At 72.1% G+C, this 19735-nt stretch carries 16 protein-coding genes and 1 pseudogene; 12 read left to right on the forward strand and 5 right to left on the reverse strand.

From position 1 onward, the window contains the following. Nucleotides 1-67 precede the first annotated feature (67 nt). The gene (locus IE198_RS21390) at nt 68-2158 is read left to right on the forward strand and encodes a HelD family protein (RefSeq protein ID WP_229834182.1); all 2091 of its coding nucleotides are present in this window, start codon (nt 68-70) and stop codon (nt 2156-2158) included. A gap of 309 nt (nt 2159-2467) precedes the next feature. On the opposite strand, the gene IE198_RS21395 is transcribed toward IE198_RS21390, so the two are convergent. Beyond that, nucleotides 2468-3169, reverse strand: coding sequence for a copper homeostasis protein CutC (locus IE198_RS21395; RefSeq protein WP_189889017.1), 702 nt, complete (start codon nt 3167-3169; stop codon nt 2468-2470). 182 nt (nt 3170-3351) lie between these two features. Between IE198_RS21395 and IE198_RS21400 the strand changes: the two genes are divergently transcribed. Together IE198_RS21400 and IE198_RS21405 are read left to right on the forward strand one after the other, a co-directional pair. After that, nucleotides 3352-5619: a heavy metal translocating P-type ATPase gene (locus tag IE198_RS21400; protein ID WP_189889019.1), complete on the forward strand. Its 2268-nt coding sequence runs from the start codon at nt 3352-3354 to the stop codon at nt 5617-5619. Between the two features lie 76 nt (nt 5620-5695). After that, complete coding sequence (locus tag IE198_RS21405) at nt 5696-6364, forward strand: HD domain-containing protein (RefSeq protein WP_189889021.1); 669 nt, start codon at nt 5696-5698, stop codon at nt 6362-6364. A 261-nt stretch (nt 6365-6625) separates the two neighbouring features. Here IE198_RS21405 and IE198_RS21410 read toward each other — a convergent pair whose 3' ends face one another. Together IE198_RS21410 and IE198_RS21415 are read right to left on the reverse strand one after the other, a co-directional pair. Then, complete coding sequence (locus IE198_RS21410) at nt 6626-6892, reverse strand: DUF4031 domain-containing protein (protein WP_189889022.1); 267 nt, start codon at nt 6890-6892, stop codon at nt 6626-6628. Continuing rightward, nucleotides 6889-7245 carry a DUF8819 family protein gene (locus tag IE198_RS21415; RefSeq protein ID WP_189889024.1) on the reverse strand — a complete coding sequence of 119 codons (357 nt, stop codon included), beginning with the start codon at nt 7243-7245 and terminating at the stop codon, nt 6889-6891. The genes IE198_RS21410 and IE198_RS21415 overlap by 4 nt, the downstream gene beginning before the upstream one ends. Nucleotides 7246-7301: 56 nt before the next feature. Here IE198_RS21415 and IE198_RS21420 point away from each other — a divergent pair, with 56 nt between their 5' ends. The 5 genes from IE198_RS21420 (at nt 7302) to IE198_RS21440 (ending at nt 12810) form a co-directional block, all read left to right on the forward strand. Further along, the gene (locus IE198_RS21420; RefSeq protein WP_189889026.1) at nt 7302-8216 is read left to right on the forward strand and encodes a MurR/RpiR family transcriptional regulator; all 915 of its coding nucleotides are present in this window, start codon (nt 7302-7304) and stop codon (nt 8214-8216) included. Between the two features lie 47 nt (nt 8217-8263). Further along, on the forward strand, nt 8264-9193 hold the full coding sequence (murQ, locus tag IE198_RS21425; protein ID WP_189889028.1) for an N-acetylmuramic acid 6-phosphate etherase: 930 nt from the start codon (nt 8264-8266) through the stop codon (nt 9191-9193). 97 nt (nt 9194-9290) lie between these two features. Further along, a complete protein-coding gene (locus IE198_RS21430) occupies nt 9291-10076 on the forward strand; it encodes a Crp/Fnr family transcriptional regulator (RefSeq protein WP_189889030.1) in 786 nt (261 codons plus the stop codon). A gap of 129 nt (nt 10077-10205) precedes the next feature. Next, the gene (locus tag IE198_RS21435) at nt 10206-11459 is read left to right on the forward strand and encodes a hypothetical protein (RefSeq protein WP_189889032.1); all 1254 of its coding nucleotides are present in this window, start codon (nt 10206-10208) and stop codon (nt 11457-11459) included. 55 nt (nt 11460-11514) lie between these two features. Then, nucleotides 11515-12810, forward strand: coding sequence for a hypothetical protein (locus IE198_RS21440; protein ID WP_189889034.1), 1296 nt, complete (start codon nt 11515-11517; stop codon nt 12808-12810). A 59-nt stretch (nt 12811-12869) separates the two neighbouring features. On the opposite strand, the pseudogene IE198_RS21445 reads toward IE198_RS21440, so the two are convergent. Beyond that, nucleotides 12870-12974 (reverse strand): annotated as a pseudogene (locus tag IE198_RS21445) (ABC transporter ATP-binding protein); the annotation flags it as partial. Between the two features lie 170 nt (nt 12975-13144). Here IE198_RS21445 and IE198_RS21450 point away from each other — a divergent pair. From IE198_RS21450 to IE198_RS21465, 4 genes are all read left to right on the forward strand, one after another. Continuing rightward, the gene (locus IE198_RS21450; RefSeq protein WP_189889036.1) at nt 13145-13753 is read left to right on the forward strand and encodes an ArsR/SmtB family transcription factor; all 609 of its coding nucleotides are present in this window, start codon (nt 13145-13147) and stop codon (nt 13751-13753) included. After that, entirely contained in the window at nt 13750-15087 is a 1338-nt protein-coding gene (locus tag IE198_RS21455; protein ID WP_229834183.1) for an MFS transporter, read from the forward strand. Before IE198_RS21450 ends, IE198_RS21455 begins: the two co-directional genes overlap by 4 nt. A 9-nt stretch (nt 15088-15096) precedes the next feature. Further along, entirely contained in the window at nt 15097-16683 is a 1587-nt protein-coding gene (locus IE198_RS21460; protein ID WP_189889038.1) for a serine hydrolase, read from the forward strand. A gap of 108 nt (nt 16684-16791) precedes the next feature. Continuing rightward, a complete protein-coding gene (locus IE198_RS21465; protein ID WP_229834184.1) occupies nt 16792-18597 on the forward strand; it encodes a serine/threonine-protein kinase in 1806 nt (601 codons plus the stop codon). Nucleotide 18598: 1 nt separating this feature from the next. Here the strand turns inward: IE198_RS21465 and IE198_RS21470 are convergent, their stop codons facing one another. After that, nucleotides 18599-19270, reverse strand: a complete 672-nt coding sequence (locus tag IE198_RS21470; RefSeq protein ID WP_229834185.1) for a hypothetical protein — start codon at nt 19268-19270, stop codon at nt 18599-18601. Between the last annotated feature and the right edge of the window lie 465 nt (nt 19271-19735).

The raw sequence follows: 19735 nt of genomic DNA on the forward strand, positions 1-19735 counted from the left end.
CCGCCATGTCGTGATCCCGCAGCTCAGCCGGAGGCAACCCGTGCCCGCGCACGCCCCTGTACCCGACGTGTCCGCCACCACCACGGCCGCCACGGACGGGGACGACCCGCTCGCCCGCGAACGCGCCCACCTCGCCGCGTCGCGGTCCGCCCTGCGCGCGATGCGCGAGGACGTCCAGTCGCTCGACATCAAGGACGTCACCGCGAACCGGGTCAGCGCCGCCGTCCTCCAGTCGCAGATCGAGGACCGCATCAAGGCGCTCGCCGACCTCTCGCACACCCCGCTCTTCTTCGGCCGCCTCGACTACCTGCCCACCACGCAGGACGGCCGGCGCTTCTACATCGGCCGCCGGCACGTCCACGACGCCGAGGGCGACCCGATGGTCATCGACTGGCGCGCCCCGGTCTCCCAGCCCTTCTACCGGGCCTCGCGCAAGGACCCGCAGGGCGTCGGCCTGCGCCGGCGCTTCGGGTACACGGCCGGCGATCTGACCGCGTACGAGGACGAGCATCTGACCGACCCTTCCGAGGCCGAGCAGACGTCGAAGCTCCTCCAGGCGGAGATCGAACGGCCGCGCGTCGGCCCCATGCGGGACATCGTCGCGACGATCCAGCCCGAGCAGGACGAGATCGTCCGCAGCGGCCTGTCCGGCACGGTGTGCGTGCAGGGCGGTCCCGGTACGGGAAAGACGGCGGTCGGCCTGCACCGTGTCGCCTACCTGCTGTACGCGCACCGGGAACGTCTGGCGCGCACCGGCACGCTCGTCATCGGGCCGAACCGTTCCTTCCTCCACTACATCGAGCAGGTCCTGCCGGCTCTCGGAGAGTTGGAGGTCAAGCAGTCCACGGTCGACGACCTGGTCGCGCATGTCGACGTATGCGGCGAGGACACCGCGGCGGCCGCGGTCGTCAAGGGCGACGCGAGGATGGCGCAGGTCCTGCGGCGGGCGGTCCGTTCCCACGTCACGATCCCGACGGAGCCGGTGGTCGTGGTGCGCGGCTCCCGCCGCTGGCGGGTCCCGGCGTACGAACTGGAGGGCATCGTCCGCGAGTTGCTCGACCGCGACATCCGCTACGGGGCCGCCCGCGACGCCCTTCCCCAGCGGATCGCGCACACCGTGCTGGTGCGGATGGAGCAGTCCGGGGAAGCGCCGGACGACCGTGTCCAGGACTCGGTTGCCCGCAACGCCGCCGTCAAGGAGGCGGTCAAGGCGATCTGGCCCCCGGTCGACCCGGCGAAGGTGGTGCTGCGTCTGCTGTCCGACGCGGAGTTCCTCGCGGAGCACGCGGAGGGCCTCCTGTCCGCCGGGGAACAGGCCACGATCCTTTTCGCGAAGCCGCCCCGGAGCGTGAAGTCGGCGAAGTGGTCGGCGGCGGACGCGGTGCTGATCGACGAGGCGACGGACCTGGTACGGCGCACGCAGTCGCTGGGCCATGTCGTCCTCGACGAGGCGCAGGACCTGTCGCCGATGCAGTACCGCGCGGTCGGCCGCCGCTGCTCGACGGGCTCGGCGACGGTCCTCGGCGACCTGGCGCAGGGCACGACGCCCTGGGCCACGGCGTCCTGGGCCGAGGCCCTGTCCCATCTGGGCAAGCCCGAGGCGGCCGTCGAGGAACTGACGGCCGGTTTCCGTGTACCGCGCGAGGTGATCGCGTACGCCTCCCGCCTCCTGCCGCACATGTCACCGGGCCTGGCGGCGGTCTCGTCCGTCCGCGAGACACCCGGCTCCCTCGACGTCCGCTCCGTCCTTGACGATCTGGACGGGGCCGTCGTCGCCGCCTGCGCCGAGTCCCTCCGGCACGACGGGTCGATCGGCCTGATCGCGGCGGACGCACGAGTGCCGGCGCTCGCGTCGGCACTCGCGTCGGCGGGCCTGCCGTACCTCTCCCCCGGCGAGGAGACCACCCCCGACGCGCGCCTGACGCTGGTACCGGCGTCACTGGCGAAAGGTCTCGAGTACGACTACGTGGTCCTCGAGGAGCCGTCGTCGATCGTGGCAGCGGAACCGGACCTGCGGACGGGGCTGCGGCGGCTGTACGTGGCGCTGACGAGGGCGGTCTCCGGTCTCACGGTGCTGCATGCGCGGCCTCTGCCGAGCGAGCTGTCCCAGCCGTGTCCCAGCCGTGGAGAGCTGCCCCGGCGGCGGTACGGATCCTGAGGGTTCCCCCATCCCGCCACGCGTAGGGGGAGCCCGGTTCGGAACGGTGCGGGGGAGCGAACAGGCTCCGGGCAGCGGCGTCCCCGACCGCCCCGACGTGCTGCCCGCCCCGCCCGCAGCGCGTACGGGCCGGGCGAAGCCCCGGGCCGGGAAGGGGCGGGGAGGGGCGGGGCGAAGCCACGGGCCGGGAAGGGGGCGGGGCGAAGCCACGGGCCGGGAAGGGGGCGGGGCGAAGCCACGGGCCGGGAAGGGGCGGGGAGGGAACACCCGTACAGCGCCCACTCGACGCGGCCCGCTCGAACAGGCGCCCTACGCGTCCAGCGCCTCGCGCCACTCGCGGACCGCCGCCGCGTCCACAGGCGCCGCCCAGCCGCCCGGCCTCGCCGCACCCCCGATGTGGAAGGCCGTCACCCCACCGGCCATCAGGCGCGGCACGTGCTCGAGACGGAGGCCGCCGCCGACCAGGAGGCGGGGCTCGTAGCCCGGTTCGCCCGCCCGCGCCGCCTCCGCGAGCAACGTCGGGAGGCCGTCGTCGACGCCCGTCGCGGACCCGGCCGTCAGATACGTGTCCAGCCCGGGCAGGTCGGCGAGCTGCTTCCGCAGCGCGTCCCGGTCCGCCACCCGGTCGATCGCGCGGTGGAACGTCCACGAGCAGCCGTCCAGCACCGCCAGCAGCCGCTCGACCGTGACGAGGTCCGGCTGCCCGTGGTCGTCGAGGAAGCCGAGCACGAACTCGTCGGCGCCCGCCTCCCTCAGCGCTTCCGCCGCGCGTACGAGGGCGTCCGCTTGCTCCGGTCCGCCGGCCGAGAAGCCGTCGGCGAGGCGGAGCATCGTCCGCAGCGGGATGTCGACCGCCGCGCGGATCGCCCTGAAGGCGGCGACCGGCGGCGTCAGCCCGTCCGCGGCCATGTCGGTGACCAGCTCCAGCCGGTCGGCCCCTCCGGACCGGGCGGCGACCGCGTCCTCGGCGTCGAGGGCGATCACCTCCAGGAGTGCACGGTTGCTGCTCATGGGACCCATTCCTCCAGCTGCGACAGGTCTAGTCCAATGGCCAGCCTAATGCTCCATGGGCACGGCGACAGCCACATGGTGATCCCTGCCCCATGACCGGCCTTGCATCCTGTACGGGCCGGAGGTATACATGGAGGCGTCATGTATACCCCCTAGGGGTATGAATCTCAGGGAGGGGCGTCATGCCGCAGACAACCACCACGACCGAATCCCGCTCCGTCGAGCTCGTCATCGGTGGCATGACCTGCGCCTCGTGCGCCGCCCGTATCGAGAAGAAGCTCAACCGCATGGACGGCGTCGAGGCGACCGTCAACTATGCGACGGAGAAGGCGAAGGTGACCTTCGCCGAAGGCGTCCAGGTCGCCGACCTCATCGGCACGGTCGAGGCGACCGGGTACACCGCCGCCGAGCCCGCGCCCCCACCGCCTCCGCAGGCCCGGGCGCAGGCGCAGACGGGGGACGAGGACAAGGCGGATGAGGAGCTGCGGCCGCTCCGCCGGCGGCTGATCACCGCCATGGTCCTGGCCGTGCCGGTGATCGCGACGGCCATGGTCCCCGCGCTGCAGATCGAGTACTGGCAGTGGTTGAGCCTGACCCTGGCCGCGCCGGTCGTCACCTACGCGGCCTGGCCGTTCCACCGCGCTGCGTGGACCAACGCCAGGCACGGTGCGGCGACGATGGACACGCTGATCTCGGTTGGCACCTCGGCGGCGTTCCTGTGGTCGCTGTGGGCGCTGTTCTTCGGCACCGCCGGCACGCCCGGCATGACGCACCCCTTCGAGTTCACGATCGCCCGCAGTGACGGCGCGGGGAACATCTACCTGGAAGCCGCCGCGGGCGTCACCGCGTTCATACTGGCCGGGCGGTACTTCGAGGCCCGTTCCAAGCGCAAGGCGGGCGCCGCCCTGAAGGCGCTGCTGGAGCTGGGCGCCAAGGAGGTCACCCTGCTGCGCGGCGACCGGCAGGAGACGATCCCGACCGCGCAGTTGCAGGTCGGTGACCGGTTCCTGGTACGCCCCGGGGAGAAGATCGCCACCGACGGCACGGTCGTCGAAGGCTCCTCCGCCGTGGACGCGTCGATGCTCACCGGCGAGTCCGTGCCCGTCGAGGTCTCCGTCGGCGACGTCGTCACCGGAGCGACGCTGAACGCCGGCGGCCGGCTCGTCGTCGAGGCCACCCGGGTCGGGGCCGACACACAGCTCGCCCGGATGGCGAAGCTGGTCGAGGACGCGCAGAACGGCAAGGCCGCCGCCCAGCGTCTGGCCGACAGGATCTCCGCCGTGTTCGTCCCCGTCGTCATCGCGCTCGCGCTGGGCACGCTCGGCTTCTGGCTCGGCAACGGCTCCGACCTGACCGCCGCGTTCACCGCCGCCGTCGCCGTACTGATCATCGCCTGCCCCTGCGCCCTGGGCCTGGCCACCCCGACCGCGCTGATGGTCGGCACCGGACGAGGTGCCCAGCTCGGCATCCTGATCAAGGGCCCCGAGGTACTCGAGAGCACTCGCAAGGTCGACACGATCGTGCTCGACAAGACCGGCACCGTCACCACCGGCAGCATGACGCTCCTCGCCGTCCACACCACCGGCACCACCACCGAGACCGAAGTGCTGCGCCTGGCGGGCGCGTTGGAGCACGCCTCCGAGCACCCCATCGCCCAGGCCGTCGCCACCGGGGCGATGGACAAGGTCGGCGCCCTGCCCGCCCCCGAGGACTTCGCCAACATCCCCGGTCTCGGCGTCCAGGGCGTCGTCGACGGACACGCCGTCCTCGTCGGCCGCGAAAGACTCCTCCAGGATTGGGCGACGGAGCTGCCTGCCGACCTCGGCCGCGCCAGGCACGACGCCGAGGCCGCCGGCCGCACCGCGATCACCGTCGCCTGGGACGGCGAGGCCCGCGCCGTCCTCGAAGTGGCCGACGCCGTCAAGGACACCAGCGCCGCAGCCGTCCGCCGCCTGCGCGCCCTCGGCCTCACTCCCATCCTGCTCACCGGCGACAACGAGGCCGTCGCCAAGAGCGTCGCCGCCGAGGTCGGCATCGACGAGGTCATCGCCGAGGTCATGCCCGAGGACAAGGTGAACGTCGTCAAGAAGCTCCAGGCCGAGGGCCGCAGCGTCGCCATGGTCGGTGACGGCGTCAACGACGCCGCCGCCCTCGCCCAGGCCGACCTGGGCCTTGCCATGGGCACCGGCACCGACGCCGCGATCGAGGCCGGCGACCTCACCCTCGTCCGCGGCGACCTCAACGCCGCCGCCGACGCCATCCGCCTCTCCCGGCGCACCCTCGGCACCATCCGCTCCAACCTCTTCTGGGCGTTCGCCTACAACGTCGCCGCCCTCCCCCTCGCCGCCGCCGGCCTCCTCAACCCGATGATCGCCGGAGCCGCGATGGCCTTCTCCTCCGTCTTCGTCGTCGGCAACTCCCTGCGTCTGCGCGGCTTCAAGGCCGGATGACGGACCGGTTCCGGCCCCGGTGCGCACGTGGCCGGGGCCGCCCGAGTGCCGGCCGCCGGCAGGCAGAATGAGTGGCATGGCCGCCGTTCCGCAGCACCCCGCTCACGAGGACCTCCGCAGCCGCTGGCTCCGCGCCCTGCTCGCCGCCCGGGACAGCGAGGACTGCGCGATCGACCCGTACGCGTACGCCGACAACCTGCTCGCCCGCTGGGCCGAGCCCCAACGCCAGTACCACACCACCGATCACCTCGTCGCCGTCCTGGACCGGATCGACGAGCTCGAGCAGTACGCGGACGACCCCGCGCTCGTCCGCCTCGCCGCCTGGTTCCACGACGCGGTCTACCTGCCCGACCGCTCGGCGAACGAGGAGCGCTCCGCCCGCCTCGCCGAGCGGGCGCTTCCCGAGGCCGGTGTGAGCGACGGGGCCACCGCCGAGGTCGCCCGCCTGGTCCGCCTCACCGTCACCCACGACCCCGACGCGGCCGACCGCAACGGCCAGGTGCTGTGCGACGCCGACCTCGCGGTCCTGGCTGCCGCCCCGGACGCGTACGCCGCATACGCGGCGGCCGTCCGCGAGGAGTACGCCTTCGTCCCCGAGGAGACCTTCCGCGACGGCCGCGCCGGAGTGCTCCGGCAGTTGCTCGGGCTGCCGCACCTGTTCCGCACGCCGCACGGGCAGCGCGAGTGGGAGGAGCGGGCACGCCACAACATCACGGTCGAGCTGGAGCTGCTCGCGGCATCCTGAGCCGGGCGGAGGCCGGACCTGAGCCGGCGGCCCGGACGAGGAACCTTCAACCTCAAAAACACGGGAGGTCCGTGGCTCGGCGGCGTGGCCAATCGACGCGGACCTCGGCTTCGCTTCGACGGCCTGGGCGGGTGCGGCAACGACGGCCGTCGCGATCGCCGCCGCCATGGTGGCGACCCGGCTGCACGGCAGGTCACCGGGGTGGTGGCCGGGTCGGCCGCCGGTGACCGGCCCGTGCGCACGGCGCACGCGCGACCGCGGTCAGACCTGCCGCCCCTTGGGCCTGCGCAGCCCCGCCGCCGTCAGAAGCCTGACCACGTCACGGCTCGACACCTCCACCGCGCCTGCCGCAACGGCGTCCGCGTACCGGTGCGAGGGGACGTCGTAGTGGTCCCGTTCGAAGGCGCGTGACGGGCAGCCGATCCCGGCGGCGAAGGCGTGGAGTTCCTCGAACGACACGTCGCTGACCAGGTGCGACCACATACGGCCGTGCCCCGGCCAGGTCGGCGGGTCGATGTAGACCGTCACCGCAGCCCGCCTATGGGGGCCACCACCACACCCGCCTTGGCGCACACCCAGTGCGGGTCGGGACCGAGCTCCGGTTCGACGTCCAGGGCATGCGGTTCGCCCGCGTCGCATACGGGGCAGAGCGGCCAGCGGCCGTGCTTCTCCAGCAGGGCGTCCTGGACGTCCTGGGCGACAAGACCGGCGACGTACGCCACACCCTCCGGCCACTGCTCGACCCACCAGCGGCGGTGTGCGACGGCGTCCTCGACCATGGAGACGACCGTGGCCTCGGCGACGTCGCGGGCGGCCAGATCGGCGAGGACCAGTGCGCGGGCCGTGTGCAGGGCCTTCTCCAAGGGGTTCGAGTCGTCCATGCACCCATTGTCTCCGGGTCTTGACGACAGCCGAAACGCGAAAATACCTTTCAAGTGTGACCAATCAAGTGAAGGAAAGTTTCATCGGCGACGCTCCCGCCCCTGCCGCCCTCGCGGCCAAGGTGCGCACGCTCTCGCCGTCCATGACCCGCTCGATGCAGCGGGTCGCCGAAGCCGTCGCCGACGACCCGGCCGGCTGCGCGGCCCTCACGGTCACCGGCCTAGCCGAGCTCACCGGCACCAGCGAGGCCACCGTGGTCCGCACGGCGCGTCTGCTCGGCTACCTCGGCTACCGCGACCTGCGCCTCGCACTCGCCGGCCTCGCCGCGCACCAGGAGTCCGGGCGGGCCCCCGCCATCACCACCGACATCGCCGTCGACGACCCCATCGCGGACGTCGTCGCCAAGCTCGCGTACGACGAGCAGCAGACCCTCGCCGACACCGCCGCCGGCCTCGACACCGTCCAGCTCGGCGCCGCGGTGAGCGCCGCGGCGACGGCCCGCCGCATCGACATCTACGGCGCCGGCGCGTCCTCCCTCGTCGGCATGGACCTCGCGCAGAAGCTGCTCCGGATCGGTCTGATCGCGCACGCCCACACCGACCCGCACCTCGCGGTCACCAACGCCGTACAACTGCGCTCCGGCGACGTGGCCATCGCGATCACGCACTCCGGCTCCACGGGTGACGTGATCGAGCCGCTGCGCGTCGCCTTCGACCGCGGCGCGACGACGATCGCGATCACCGGCCGCCCCGACGGCCCGGTCTCGCAGTACGCCGACCACATCCTCACCACGTCGACCGCCCGCGAGAGCGAGCTCCGCCCCGCCGCCATGTCCTCCCGGACGAGCCAACTGCTCGTCGTCGACTGCCTGTTCATAGGCGTGGCCCAGCGTACGTACGAGTCGGCGGCCCCTGCCCTCGCCGCCTCCTACGAGGCCCTCGCGCACCGCCACACCCCCCGCAGGCGTTGACCCGCTGAACCAGTCCCACACGCACCGAGAAAGCCGAGCCGCCTTTCATGACCTCCACGTACGGTGAACTCCGCGCCCAGCTGGCCAGCTTGACCACCGAGGCGTTCCGGCCCGAGCTCGCCGACATCGACCGGCTGCCGACGCTCGAGATCGCGCGGCTCATGAACGGCGAGGACGAGACCGTCCCGGCCGCCGTCGCCGCGCAGCTGCCCGCCATCGCCGCCGCCGTCGACGGCACCGCGGAGCGCATGGCCCGCGGCGGCCGGCTGATCTACGCGGGCGCCGGCACGGCCGGCCGGCTTGGCGTGCTGGACGCCAGCGAGTGCCCGCCCACCTTCAACACCGAGCCGTCCGAGGTCCTGGGTCTCATCGCGGGCGGGCCGACCGCAATGGTCGAGGCCGTTGAGGGCGCGGAGGACAGCAAGGAACTCGCCGCCGTCGACCTGGACGGGCTGGAGCTCACCGCCGACGACACGGTCGTCGGCATCTCGGCGTCGGGCCGCACGCCGTACGCGGTCGGCGCGGTGGAGCACGCCCGCGGGCTTGGAGCGCTCACCATCGGGCTGTCCTGCAACGCGGACAGCGCGCTGGCCGCTGCCGCGGACCACGGGATCGAGGTCGTCACCGGACCGGAACTCCTCACCGGATCAACCCGGTTGAAGGCGGGCACGGCACAGAAGCTCGTGCTCAACATGATCTCAACGATCACGATGATCCGCCTCGGCAAGACCTACGGAAACCTGATGGTCGACGTCCGCGCCTCCAACGACAAGCTGCGCGCGAGGTCCCGCCGCATCGTGGCACTGGCGACGGGCGCCTCCGACGAGGAGATCGAGTCGGCGCTGGAGGCGACGGACGGCGAGGTGAAGAACGCGATCCTGGTGATCCTCAGCGGTGTCGACGCCTCGACGGCCTCGACGCTCCTCGCCCGAGCCTCGGGCCACCTGCGCGCAGCGCTCTCCGCCACACAGGAGTAACCAGCGCCCGACGCGGGTGCGGAACTGCCCGTGATGACGGAAATCCAGGGACATCTCCGCAACTGGCGGCGACAATGGCTCCATTGGCTGAAGTCGTATGGTCCGACAGCCGGAGGGCAGCATGGAGCGGATCCCGGTGGAGGACGTACGCGCCTTCGCACGTACGTACCGCAGCGCTTGGCCCGCCCCGAGTTTTCTGGCCCAACTGGACTCCGTCGAGCTGGACACCGTCGCCACCGCCGGGACGGTGGTCCGCTTCGCCCGGTCCGAGACGCTCATCCGCGAGGGGGACGACGGGAGCGACGTCTACCTGCTGCTGACATCGACCGCGAAGGTCAGTGCGCGCACCGACGGGGGCGGCCGCGCGCTGCTCGCGGTGCGCGTCGCGGGTGACGCGGTCGGCGAGCTGGCCGCCCTCGACGGTGCGGTCAGGACCGCCACCGTCGAGGTGTGCGGCCGGGATCCGCTGGTGGCCCTGAGGCTCGAACGGGGCGCGTTCCTGCGGACCATGGAAGCCCTGCCCGCCGTGTCCTTGACGCTCACCGCCTCGGTGGCGCGCAAGCTGCGCACGGCGACCCGTCGGCGGGTCGACTACACGGGCTCGAGCTCCCGCGTCAAACTCGCCAGGGTCCTCGTGGAGATGGCGGAGGACTACGGGCGGCTGTCCCACGGCAACAGCGTGGTCATCGGCGTGGACCTCACCCAGGTCGAATGGGGTGCGCTGATAGGGGCAAGCGAGAGCACCGCGTACCGGACGATGCGCGCGCTGCGGGAACTGGGTCTCGTCGATCCCGGCTCCCGCCGCCTGGTGGTGCGCGACCTGCCGGGCCTCAGGGACATCGCGTATCCCGCCTCCTGCACACCTCCGTATCCCGTCAGTTGACGGCCGCAACACCCGATCCGCACGCCCACTGCCCATACTGCTGCGACGCAGCACGCGCCTGGTGCCGGCTGCCCATGCATCACCCCCACCTCTCGACCGCGTACGCACCACAGGAGGGGAAACCGGCCGATGAGCAAGCAGTACGACGAGGGCCCGGCGTCACGTCCGATCACGCAGGACGACCTGCGCGGATGGAGCAGCCTCCAGCCCCACGACCACGAGAGCAGCCTGACGACGCTGGACGGCATCCGCCGCCGTGCCGCCCGGGACGGACGGGTGTCGCGCGAGCAGGTGTTCCGTCAGCGGCACGGCGACGGCGAGCTGATGCGCTGGGCCGACGGCACGTCCGCACTCGACCTGCTCATGCGTTACGCCCCCGCGCTGTGCACCGAGCTGGAGCAGGAGAACGGCCGCCTCGCCGAGCCGTACCGTATGCAGCTGCGGCTGGCACTGGTCGAGGGCTACTCCGAGATCGTCAGGGGAAACCTGACCGGCGCACCGCCGGTCACGGTGGCGCGTCTGCTGAACTCCGAGCCCTGCCGCCGGGCACTCGATCTGCTGCCGCACCGCCCGCTGGTACTGATCATTCCTGACGACCTCTACCAAGGACTCGTGCGACAGCGTCCTGCCCTTCATCCCCACACCTATGTGCGCGTGACCGTCAAGGAGCCGGGGAAGGGGTTCGAGGCCGCCGCCTGGCTGTCGGTGCCGGGCTGCGACGACGAAGAGCTTCGCCTTCTGCGGGCCGAGTTGGGAAGTGCCCCGGCGGCGCCCGCCGCGGTGACGGGCGGCACGGACGTCCTCACCCGGGCCCGCACCGTTGCCGGGCAGCATGCCGCAAGGACAGCACCCGGACGAGCCACGGGCAGCCGTCCGACGGTTGCGCGTGCGACCACGCCCGCCACGGAGACCGCCGATGACGAGGAGACCGGCGCGGACGACGACGCCGAGCCCGGCCCCCGGCCGGTTCCAAGGCCCTGGCTGAGACATCCCGCGGTCGTCGCGGCAATGGTCGCGGCCCTCGGCGGCATAACCGCCGCTGCCGTACCGGCACTGCTCTCCGGCGACGGCGGAGGCGGTGACGGCAAGGGCTCGCCCGAACTGTCCATCACCGGTACCTGTACGCGTGCCGGGGATCAACTGGACGTCCGCTCCTCGGGTTTCACGCCCGGCGGTACGTACACCATCTCCATCACCGATCCGGACGGCCGGCCCTACCCGCTGACGATCGGTGACTCGAACACCGCCACCTCGGCGGGCTCCCTGCGCACCCGCTGGATGTGCCAGGAGGGCGACACGGCCGGCATCTACACGGCCCGCGCGACCGATGAGGGCTCCGGCCGTTCCGTGACCACCACCTTCCGCGTCGACAGCGTCGGCTGACCCGGCCGCGCGCCGTCCCTCCGCCCCGCCCGCCCTGCCTCCCGAGGAGTTCCCGATGTCTCTCAGACGGCGGTCGACCGCCACCCTCGCGGGCCTGGCCGCGCTGGCGGCCCTGACGGCCACCGCATGCTCGGCCCGCGCTTCGGACGAACCGATCCGCACCGAGCGGGCCGCCGACGCCACAGCAGCCACTCCCTCGGTCCACACCCGCCCACAGGACACCAAGGACGGCGCGACCTCCGTGATGCTCCGCAGCTGCCCCCAGGCAGGCGCGGACAAGCCTGTCGGGCAGAACCCGTGGGGCCTCGACTGCCTCGTGCTGGAGCAGTTGACCGACGGCACCACCGTGACCATGAACTGTTGGGTCAGCACGACACCGCCTCCGGGCGAGAAGTCGGCGAAGTGGTTCAAGGTCACGGTCACCTCGGGCGACCATGCGGGCAAGGAGGGCTGGGTGTGGTCCGATCTGGTCCGCAACCAGACGCCGGACACCCCGCGGTGCGCCTCCGTCGGACACGAGAACGACCCACCGGCGCCCCCGCCCGAGCCCCTGCGGTTCGAGGTGACGGGCACATGCACCTCGGACGGCGGCGAACTGTCCAACCGTTCCTCCGGTTTCACCCCCGGCGAGGAGTACTCGGTGTCGGCGGCCCGCCCCGACGGCTCCTTCTACCGTCTGGGCAAGGACACCGGCACGGTCGGGGCGGACGGTTCGGTGACATGGAAGTGGCCGTGCAAGGGCGACGCACCCGGCACGTACAGCACCGAACTCGTCGACCTCGGCACCGGCCGCGCGGTGGAGGCGTTCTTCACCATCGGGGCGCCGCCCAAAGGCCCCGCGGAAGGCTCGGCGAACACAGGCGGCACGGGAGGCACGGGAGGCTCGGAACGCGGGGCGAACGCAGGCGGCGCGGGGGGCGGAGGCAACACAGGCGGCACGGCCGCTGCCGGCGGCTCCGGCACGTCCGGCGGATCTCCGGCCACCCCGCCCCAGCAGCCCCGAGCGGAACGGCTCACGGTCTTCAACAAGGTCACGGACGGCCGCACCAGGATGCGGGAAGACACCCCGGCCTATCTGTCCACCGTGACGGAGAACTTCTGCGCGTCCCGTGGCTGCGCCCTGTCCGGCACCGAGGTGGTCACCGGTGACCACCTGACCGCCATCTGCCGCACCCAGGGCGCCCGTACCACCAACGGCAACGACAATGACTCGGCGGACGACACCAACGAGCAGCTGGCCGAGAGCCGCCTCTGGTACGGAGTCCGCTGGAGCGACGGCCGCTTCGGCTACCTCTCCGCTGTCTGGATCGACCCGGGTCAGCGCGGCGGCCTCGGCCTCCCGTCCTGCTGAGTGGCGGGGCAGGGACCAAAGATGATGCCGGGTCCCTGCCCCGGTCTTCAGGTGCCCGCTCAGAGCCGGGTCTGCTGCTTCACCGTCACGCGCCCCTTGCGGATGGTCGCCACCCTCTCCGCCCGCCGTGCCGGCGCCGAGTCGTGCGTCACCATGACCGTTCGCCGACCTTGTCCACGGTGGAGGCGGCGAGCGTCTCGAAGCCCTGGACCATCACGACCGTCGTTGCTCTGCTCGGTGTCGTCGCCTTCTTCCTGGGCGTCGATCCGACTCTACCGAATATTTTTTGCAAAATCTTCTTGGCAAAGTATGTGGGTCACCCTACGCTCACCGCATGACCGACCAGGACCTTCCCCACGAGCATCGCGCCCGCGTGCTCGACCCCCGCGAGGACGCCGCCGCGCTCAAGGCGCTGACGCACCCCCTGCGCATCCGCATGCTGGGCATGCTCCGCATGGACGGCCCGGCGACCGCGAGTGAACTGGCGGTCAGGACGGGCGAGTCGTCCGCGTCGACCAGCTACCACCTTCGGGTGCTGGCCAAGTACGCGTTCATCGAGGAGGCCGAGCACCGCGACGGCCGGGAGCGGCGGTGGAAGGCGGTGCACGAGGTCACCAGCTGGAGCAACGCCGCGATGGCCGGCTCCGTGGAGGCACGGGCGTTCGTCGACGTCTCACGCCGCGCCCAGCTCGACCATCTGGAGCGTTCCCTCGCCAGGCACCAGGAGGACCTGGCCGCCGGACGGCTCGGCGGCGAGTGGCTGGAGCCGTCCGGGTTCACCGACCTGGTGGTGCGGCTGACCCCCGAGGCGCTCACGGAGCTGCGGGAGACCTTCAACCGAACCGTCACCGAGCTGGCAGCCCGCGACAAGGACGATCCGCGCGCCGAGCAGGTCGTCCTCTTCGCCGCAGGCCTCGCCGTCCATGCCGAGGACCGTTCGTGAAACGGCAGTTGGACCCGCGCGCCGCACGCCACCGCTTCGTCGCCGTCACCTTCCTGTTCTGGCTGCCGGTCGGCCTCTACATACCGTCCCAGGTACTGCTCCTGACCGAGCGCGGCATGAGCCTCGCCGTGGTCGCCGGGCTGTTCGCGGTCCATTCGGTCACCGTGTCCCTGATGGAGCTGCCGACCGGCGGACTGTCCGACGTCGTCGGCCGCCGGTCGGTCCTGGCCGCCGCGGGCCTGCTCAACCTGTCCGCGCTGACCATGATGGCGCTCGGCACCACGGTCTGGGCACTTGCCGTCGCGATGTTCCTGATGGGCTCGGGCCGCGCCCTGTCCAGCGGCCCCGCGGAGGCCTGGTACGTGGACACCGTGCAGGCCCACTCCGGACTCGCCGCCGAACTGCGCACCGGTCTCGCCCGCGGTGGCACGGCCGCCGCCGCCGCGCTCGCCCTCGGCACCCTCGTCGGCGGCGCCCTGCCGCTCCTGCTGAGCCTCGGCGCGGACCCCGTCGCCTGGCCGGCCGACGTGACCGGCGGGCTCGTGCTGCCGCTCTCGGTCCCCGGCCTGCTGGGCGCGGCCGTCGGCGTCGGGTACGTCGCGTATGTGCTGACCGCCCTGCCGGAGCCGCCCCGAGCGCCCGCCACGCTGCGCGGGGTGCTGCGCGGCGTCCCGGCGACGATGCTGGACGGGCTGCGGCTCGGTGTCACGGAGTCGCTGGTCCGCCGGGTTCTGCTGACGTCGGCCGCCGCCGGCGCGGCGCTCGCGGCCATCGAGCTCCTCACCCCGGGGCGGGCGGCCCGGCTCACCGGGGCGCCCGAGTCCGGTGCCGTGCTGTACGCATCGCTCGCCTGCGCCGGCTTCCTGTGCACCGCCGTCGGCAGCCACTGCGCGCCACTGGCGGCCCGGCTGACGGGCAGCGGCGAGCACGCGGTCCTGGCCGCTCTCGGGGTGGGCTCGACCGGGCTGGTGCTGCTCGGCGTGACGGCCGCCTGGGACGGCGGCCCGGCCCCGTCGGCAGTCGCCGCCGTCGGCTACGGCCTTGTCTACCTCGGCCTCGGCGCGGCGGGCCCGAACGAGAACGACCTGCTGCACCACCGCGTCGACAGCACGGTCCGCGCGACCGCCCTGTCGGTGAAGTCGCTCGCGCTCCAGTCGGTCGCCGCGCTGACCGGCCTGGTCGCCGGCTTCCTGCCGGTCGGCCCGCTGCCGTGGCTGGTGGGCGCCGCGGCGCTGCTGGTGGGCGCACTGCTGTGGACGCGCCGGACCCGGCCGACGGCCGTCCCGGTCGCCGGTGGGCCGCTCCCCGCGACAGAGTCGCTTCCCGGGCGTTGAATGAGAAGCATGGTTCTCCAGCGACGTGTGGGCCACCGCCGACGCAGGGCTCCCGCAGTGACGCTCCTGGCCTCCGTCCTCGTGGCGACCGGCGCCACAGCCGCCGGCGCCGCAGAGCCCCCACCACCGCCACCGCCCCAGCTCACCGACAAGCAGGTGAACGACGCCGTCGCCAAGCTCGACGGCATCGTCCGCGACGGCATGGAGAAGACCGGCGTCCCGGGCGTCGCCGTCGCCGTCGTCCACAAGGACCGGGTCGTGCACACCAAGGGCTTCGGGGAACGGGAGACCGGCAAGCCGGGTCCCGTGTCACCTGACACGGTGTTCCAACTCGCCTCTCTGTCCAAGCCGCTGGCGTCGACCGTGGTCGCAGGCGCCGTCGGCGACAAGGCGATCGGCTGGGACGATCCGGTGGCGAAGCATGTCCCGGGCTTCGCGCTGAAGGACCCGTGGGTGACCGAGCACGTCACCGTGGCCGACCTGTTCTCGCACCGCAGCGGCCTGCCCGACCACGGCGGCGACCTGCTGGAGGACCTCGGCTACGACCGCGACTACATCCTCTCCCACCTGCGCCACCTGCCCTTGGCGCCGTTCCGTGCCTCGTACGCGTACACCAACTTCGGTCTCACCGCGGCCGCCATGGCCGTGGCCGAGGCCAAGAACACCAGTTGGGAGAAGCTGGCCGAAGACACCTTGTACGCACCGGCGGGCATGAACTCCACCAGTTCTCGCTTCGACGACTACGAGAAGGCGGGCAACAAGGCGGTCACCCACGTCAAGGAGGGCGACGCCTGGCAGGCCAAGTACGTACGGGACGCCGACGCCCAGTCCCCCGCGGGCGGCGTCAGCTCCACGGCCGAGGACATGGCCACCTGGATGCGCCTGCAACTGGCGAACGGCAGGCTCGGCGACGAGCGGATCGTCCCCGCCGGCCCGCTCACCCGCACCCACTGGCCCGAGTCCGTCGCCCAGCCCCCGGCCGGCCCGGCGGACCGCACCGGCTTCTACGGCCTCGGCTGGAACGTCGGCTACGACGACCAGGGCCGGCTCCGTCTCAGCCACTCCGGCGCGTTCGGCCTCGGCGCCAACACCAATGTCACCATGCTGCCCGCGGAACAGCTGGGCATCGTCGTCCTCACCAACGGGGAGCCGGTGGGCCTCGCGGACTCCATCGCGTTCAATTTCTACGACACGGCCCAGTACGGGAAGCCGACCGGCGACTGGCTCACCAGGATCGGCCAGGTCTACGAGCAGGAGGAGCAGGAGGCCCGCTCCCCCACCGACTACGCCAGGCAGCCGTCCGGCGCCGCCGACGCACAGCCCGTCGACACCTACACGGGCACCTACCGCAACGACTACTACGGCGCGCTCAGGGTCACCGCCACGAACGGCGGGCTGACCATGGAACTCGGCCCGAAGCCGCTGCGTTTCCCCCTGACCCACTACGACGGGAACACGTTCAGCTTCGTCACCGTGGGCGAGAACGCGGTCGGCCGCTCCGGCGTCATGTTCACCGTCGACTCGGGCGGCAAGGCGTCGAAGGTCCGCGTCGAGAGCCTCGACGAGACGGGACTCGGCACCTTCACCCGGGAGTAGGTGGGCCCAAGTTGACGGAAGTTGCCCGGAGTTGATCGAAGCCTACTGAAGCCGTACCGTCTCCGCTAACCTGCGGATGTGAGCAGGGAATTAGAAGAAAACTCCAGTTTGAGCGGCAGCGGGGCCACGCCCCGTGAGCCGGGCGACCCGCGACGGATCGGCGCCTTCACTCTGCTCGGGGTACTCGGAGCCGGCGGGATGGGCCGCGTCTACCTCGGGACGGCCTCGGGACGCTACGCCGCGGTCAAGCAGGTGCTGCCCATCCTCGCAGAGGACAGGGACTTCCTGCGCCACTTCGGGCACGAGCTCGACAACCTGGCCAGACTCCCCGCCGGTGCCAGCGCAGCGCTGCTGGCCGGCGACCGCACCGCCCAACCGCCGTGGTTCGCCACCGAGTACATCCCCGGCATCACCCTGAACGACGCCGTGCGCGTGAACGGCGGACCGCTGACCGGCAACGCGCTCTGGCTGCTGCTGCGCGAAGCGGCATCCGGGCTGCGGCGTGTCCACGCGACCGGCATGGTGCACCGGGATCTCAAGCCGTCGAACGTCATGCTGACCACCGACAGCCTCACCCTGATCGACTTCGGCGTCGCCCGGGCGGCGGACCAGTCCAGGCTGACGAGGACCGGCATGGTCATCGGCACCCCCGCGTACATGGCCCCGGAACAGGCCGTGGCCGAACGCCGGCTCACGGGAGCGGCCGACGTCTTCGCGCTCGGCAGTCTGATGCTGTACGCGGCGAACGGCCGTCCTCCGTTCGGCGACGGCTCCGGGCCGGGCCTGCTCTACCGCATCGTCCACACCGAACCCGACGTCGGGACCCTGCCGGACACGGACCCGGAACTGTTCGACGTCGTCAAGTCCTGTCTGGCCAAAAGCCCGGCGGACCGGCCGACGGCCGGGGAACTGCTCGACCTCGCCGACGAACGGACGACGGCCGAGGCAGAAGCGACATGGGAGTGGCCCTCACCCGTCGCCGAACGGATCGCCGAGCGGGTGGCGTTCGCCGCGACCCCGCCGACGGTCGCGGCAGAGCCGGAAGAACCGGAGGAGCCGGAGGAGGAGCCCCGTAAGGCGGAGCCCGAGTCGCCTCCCGCCACCACAGGGGCGAAGAAGAAACGCCGCATCCGCGTCCCCCTGGTCATCGTCATCCCGATCGTGGTGGGCGTCGGCACGACGCTGACCCTGGCCCTCGCCCCGTTCGAGTCGACCCCCGAGGCCAAGGGCCCCGGTGCGAACTCGGCCCCACCGACGCCCACCGGCTCACCGCCGGCCTCCCCCTCGAACACCCCGTCCCCGAACGCCTCCCTCTCCCCCTCGGGCTCCCCGAGCCCCGGCACGACCACGGCCGGCCCGGCTCCGGGCGTCCCGGCCCCCGGCCCTGCCCAAGGCGGCGGCGGAGGTTCGGACGCAACCGGCGGCACGGACCCCGGCGGCGACTCCGGCGGCTCGGGGGGCGGCACCAACACCCCGGGTGGCGGCCAGGCCCCGAAGCCCCCGGAACCGGACACCCCGCAGGGCAACCAGCGCCTCACGAACTCCGCCAACGGCAAGTGCCTGGCAGAGCACATCAACGGCGGCCTCGTCCAGGCCGCACCGTCTACTTGCGGCGCTCCGTCGTCCAACGGCGGGCAGATCAACTACGACTGGAACCTCTCCGGCTCCGGCGGCACCTTCCGCCTCGTCAGCGGCTCGGGCAGATGCCTGGCGGCGGACACCAACAACTTCGTCATGTCCCTCGATTCCTGCAGCGGTTCCTCGGACCAGCTCTGGCGCATCGGCTCCACGACATCCGCCGGCAGCACCCTCAAGAACGCCTCCACCGACCGGTGCCTGGCCATGTCCGACACGAACGTGATCACGAGCGGCTGCAACACGTCCGACGCCTCCCAGCTCTGGCGCGGCCTCTGACTCAGCCGCGCAGGGTCACCCCGTACCGCGTGCGCAGCCGGGTGAGCTCCCACCACGCGATGGCGGTGACCGACGCCGGGCCGCCGACGACCGCACACACCTGGACGATCGGCGGACCCGGCGGCATCCCGGCCGTGGCCAGATTGATGGCCGCGAGCTCCCACACCAGGACGCCGGTGAGCAGGGCCGGGAGCGCCGCGTGCACGTCGGCCGTGCTGAACGCGGTGCGGACGACGGTGGTGGAGGCGAACACCACGAAGAACAGCACCCACAGCGCCGGAAGCAGCAACGCGAGCGTGATCAGGGGGCTGAGGCGGCTGTTCGCATAGCTCTCGCTGAGGAGCATCACACCCGTGTACAGCACCGGCACCGACGTGAACGCCCCGAAGTACCAGAGCACCGAGCGGACCGCGGGCCGCAGCCGGGCCCGCATCCCCGGCCGCGCCGACGGCGGCGCGAGCCGGAACAGGACCAGCAGCACAAGAGGCACGGTGAGCATCAGCAGCCACGGGGTGATCACCAGCCGGATGAAGTACTGCTCCTGCACCTCGTTCCAGTCCGCCTCCGTGCCGTAGGCGGCCAGGATCAGGAAGGACGCGCCCAGCGCGACCCAGGCCCGTGTCTTCTGCGCACGCCACACCTCGGGGTCGTGGTACTGGCGGATGCTGTTCACGGGGAACCGCCGACGCGCCTGCCGACGAGCCGACCTTGCCAGCGGATACCCCACCAGGACGGCCAGCGCGGGCCACACACAGCACATACCGAGCGCCAAGAGGCAGCCGGGCACCCTTCGCACCTCGGCGAGCAACTCCCGCAATGGCGGCCATTCGTCGTCCCGGAACCGCTGCCACAGCGACGGAGGCGGACCGTACGGACGGTACGGCGGCGGGCCCGGATGCGGGCCCGGGCCCGGCTGCGGCTGCCCGTTCCGCCGGTACGGATTCTGTCCCCCGAATGTCACGCCTGCGTCCTTCCTGGAGTGGTACGACGATCATTCCAGGAATGCGAACCGCCGGGCGTCGCAGCCCATATGGCGCCCGGTCGGCCTTCGTCGCCGGTCTCGAGCGCGGCCGGGACGACGTCGCCGTATTTCCCTCAGCTCGAGTTCCGGGATTCGAGCTCTCTTCACAGCGATGTT

Source organism: Streptomyces xantholiticus (assembly GCF_014651015.1).
GTDB classification, from domain to species: Bacteria; Actinomycetota; Actinomycetes; order Streptomycetales; family Streptomycetaceae; genus Streptomyces; species Streptomyces xantholiticus.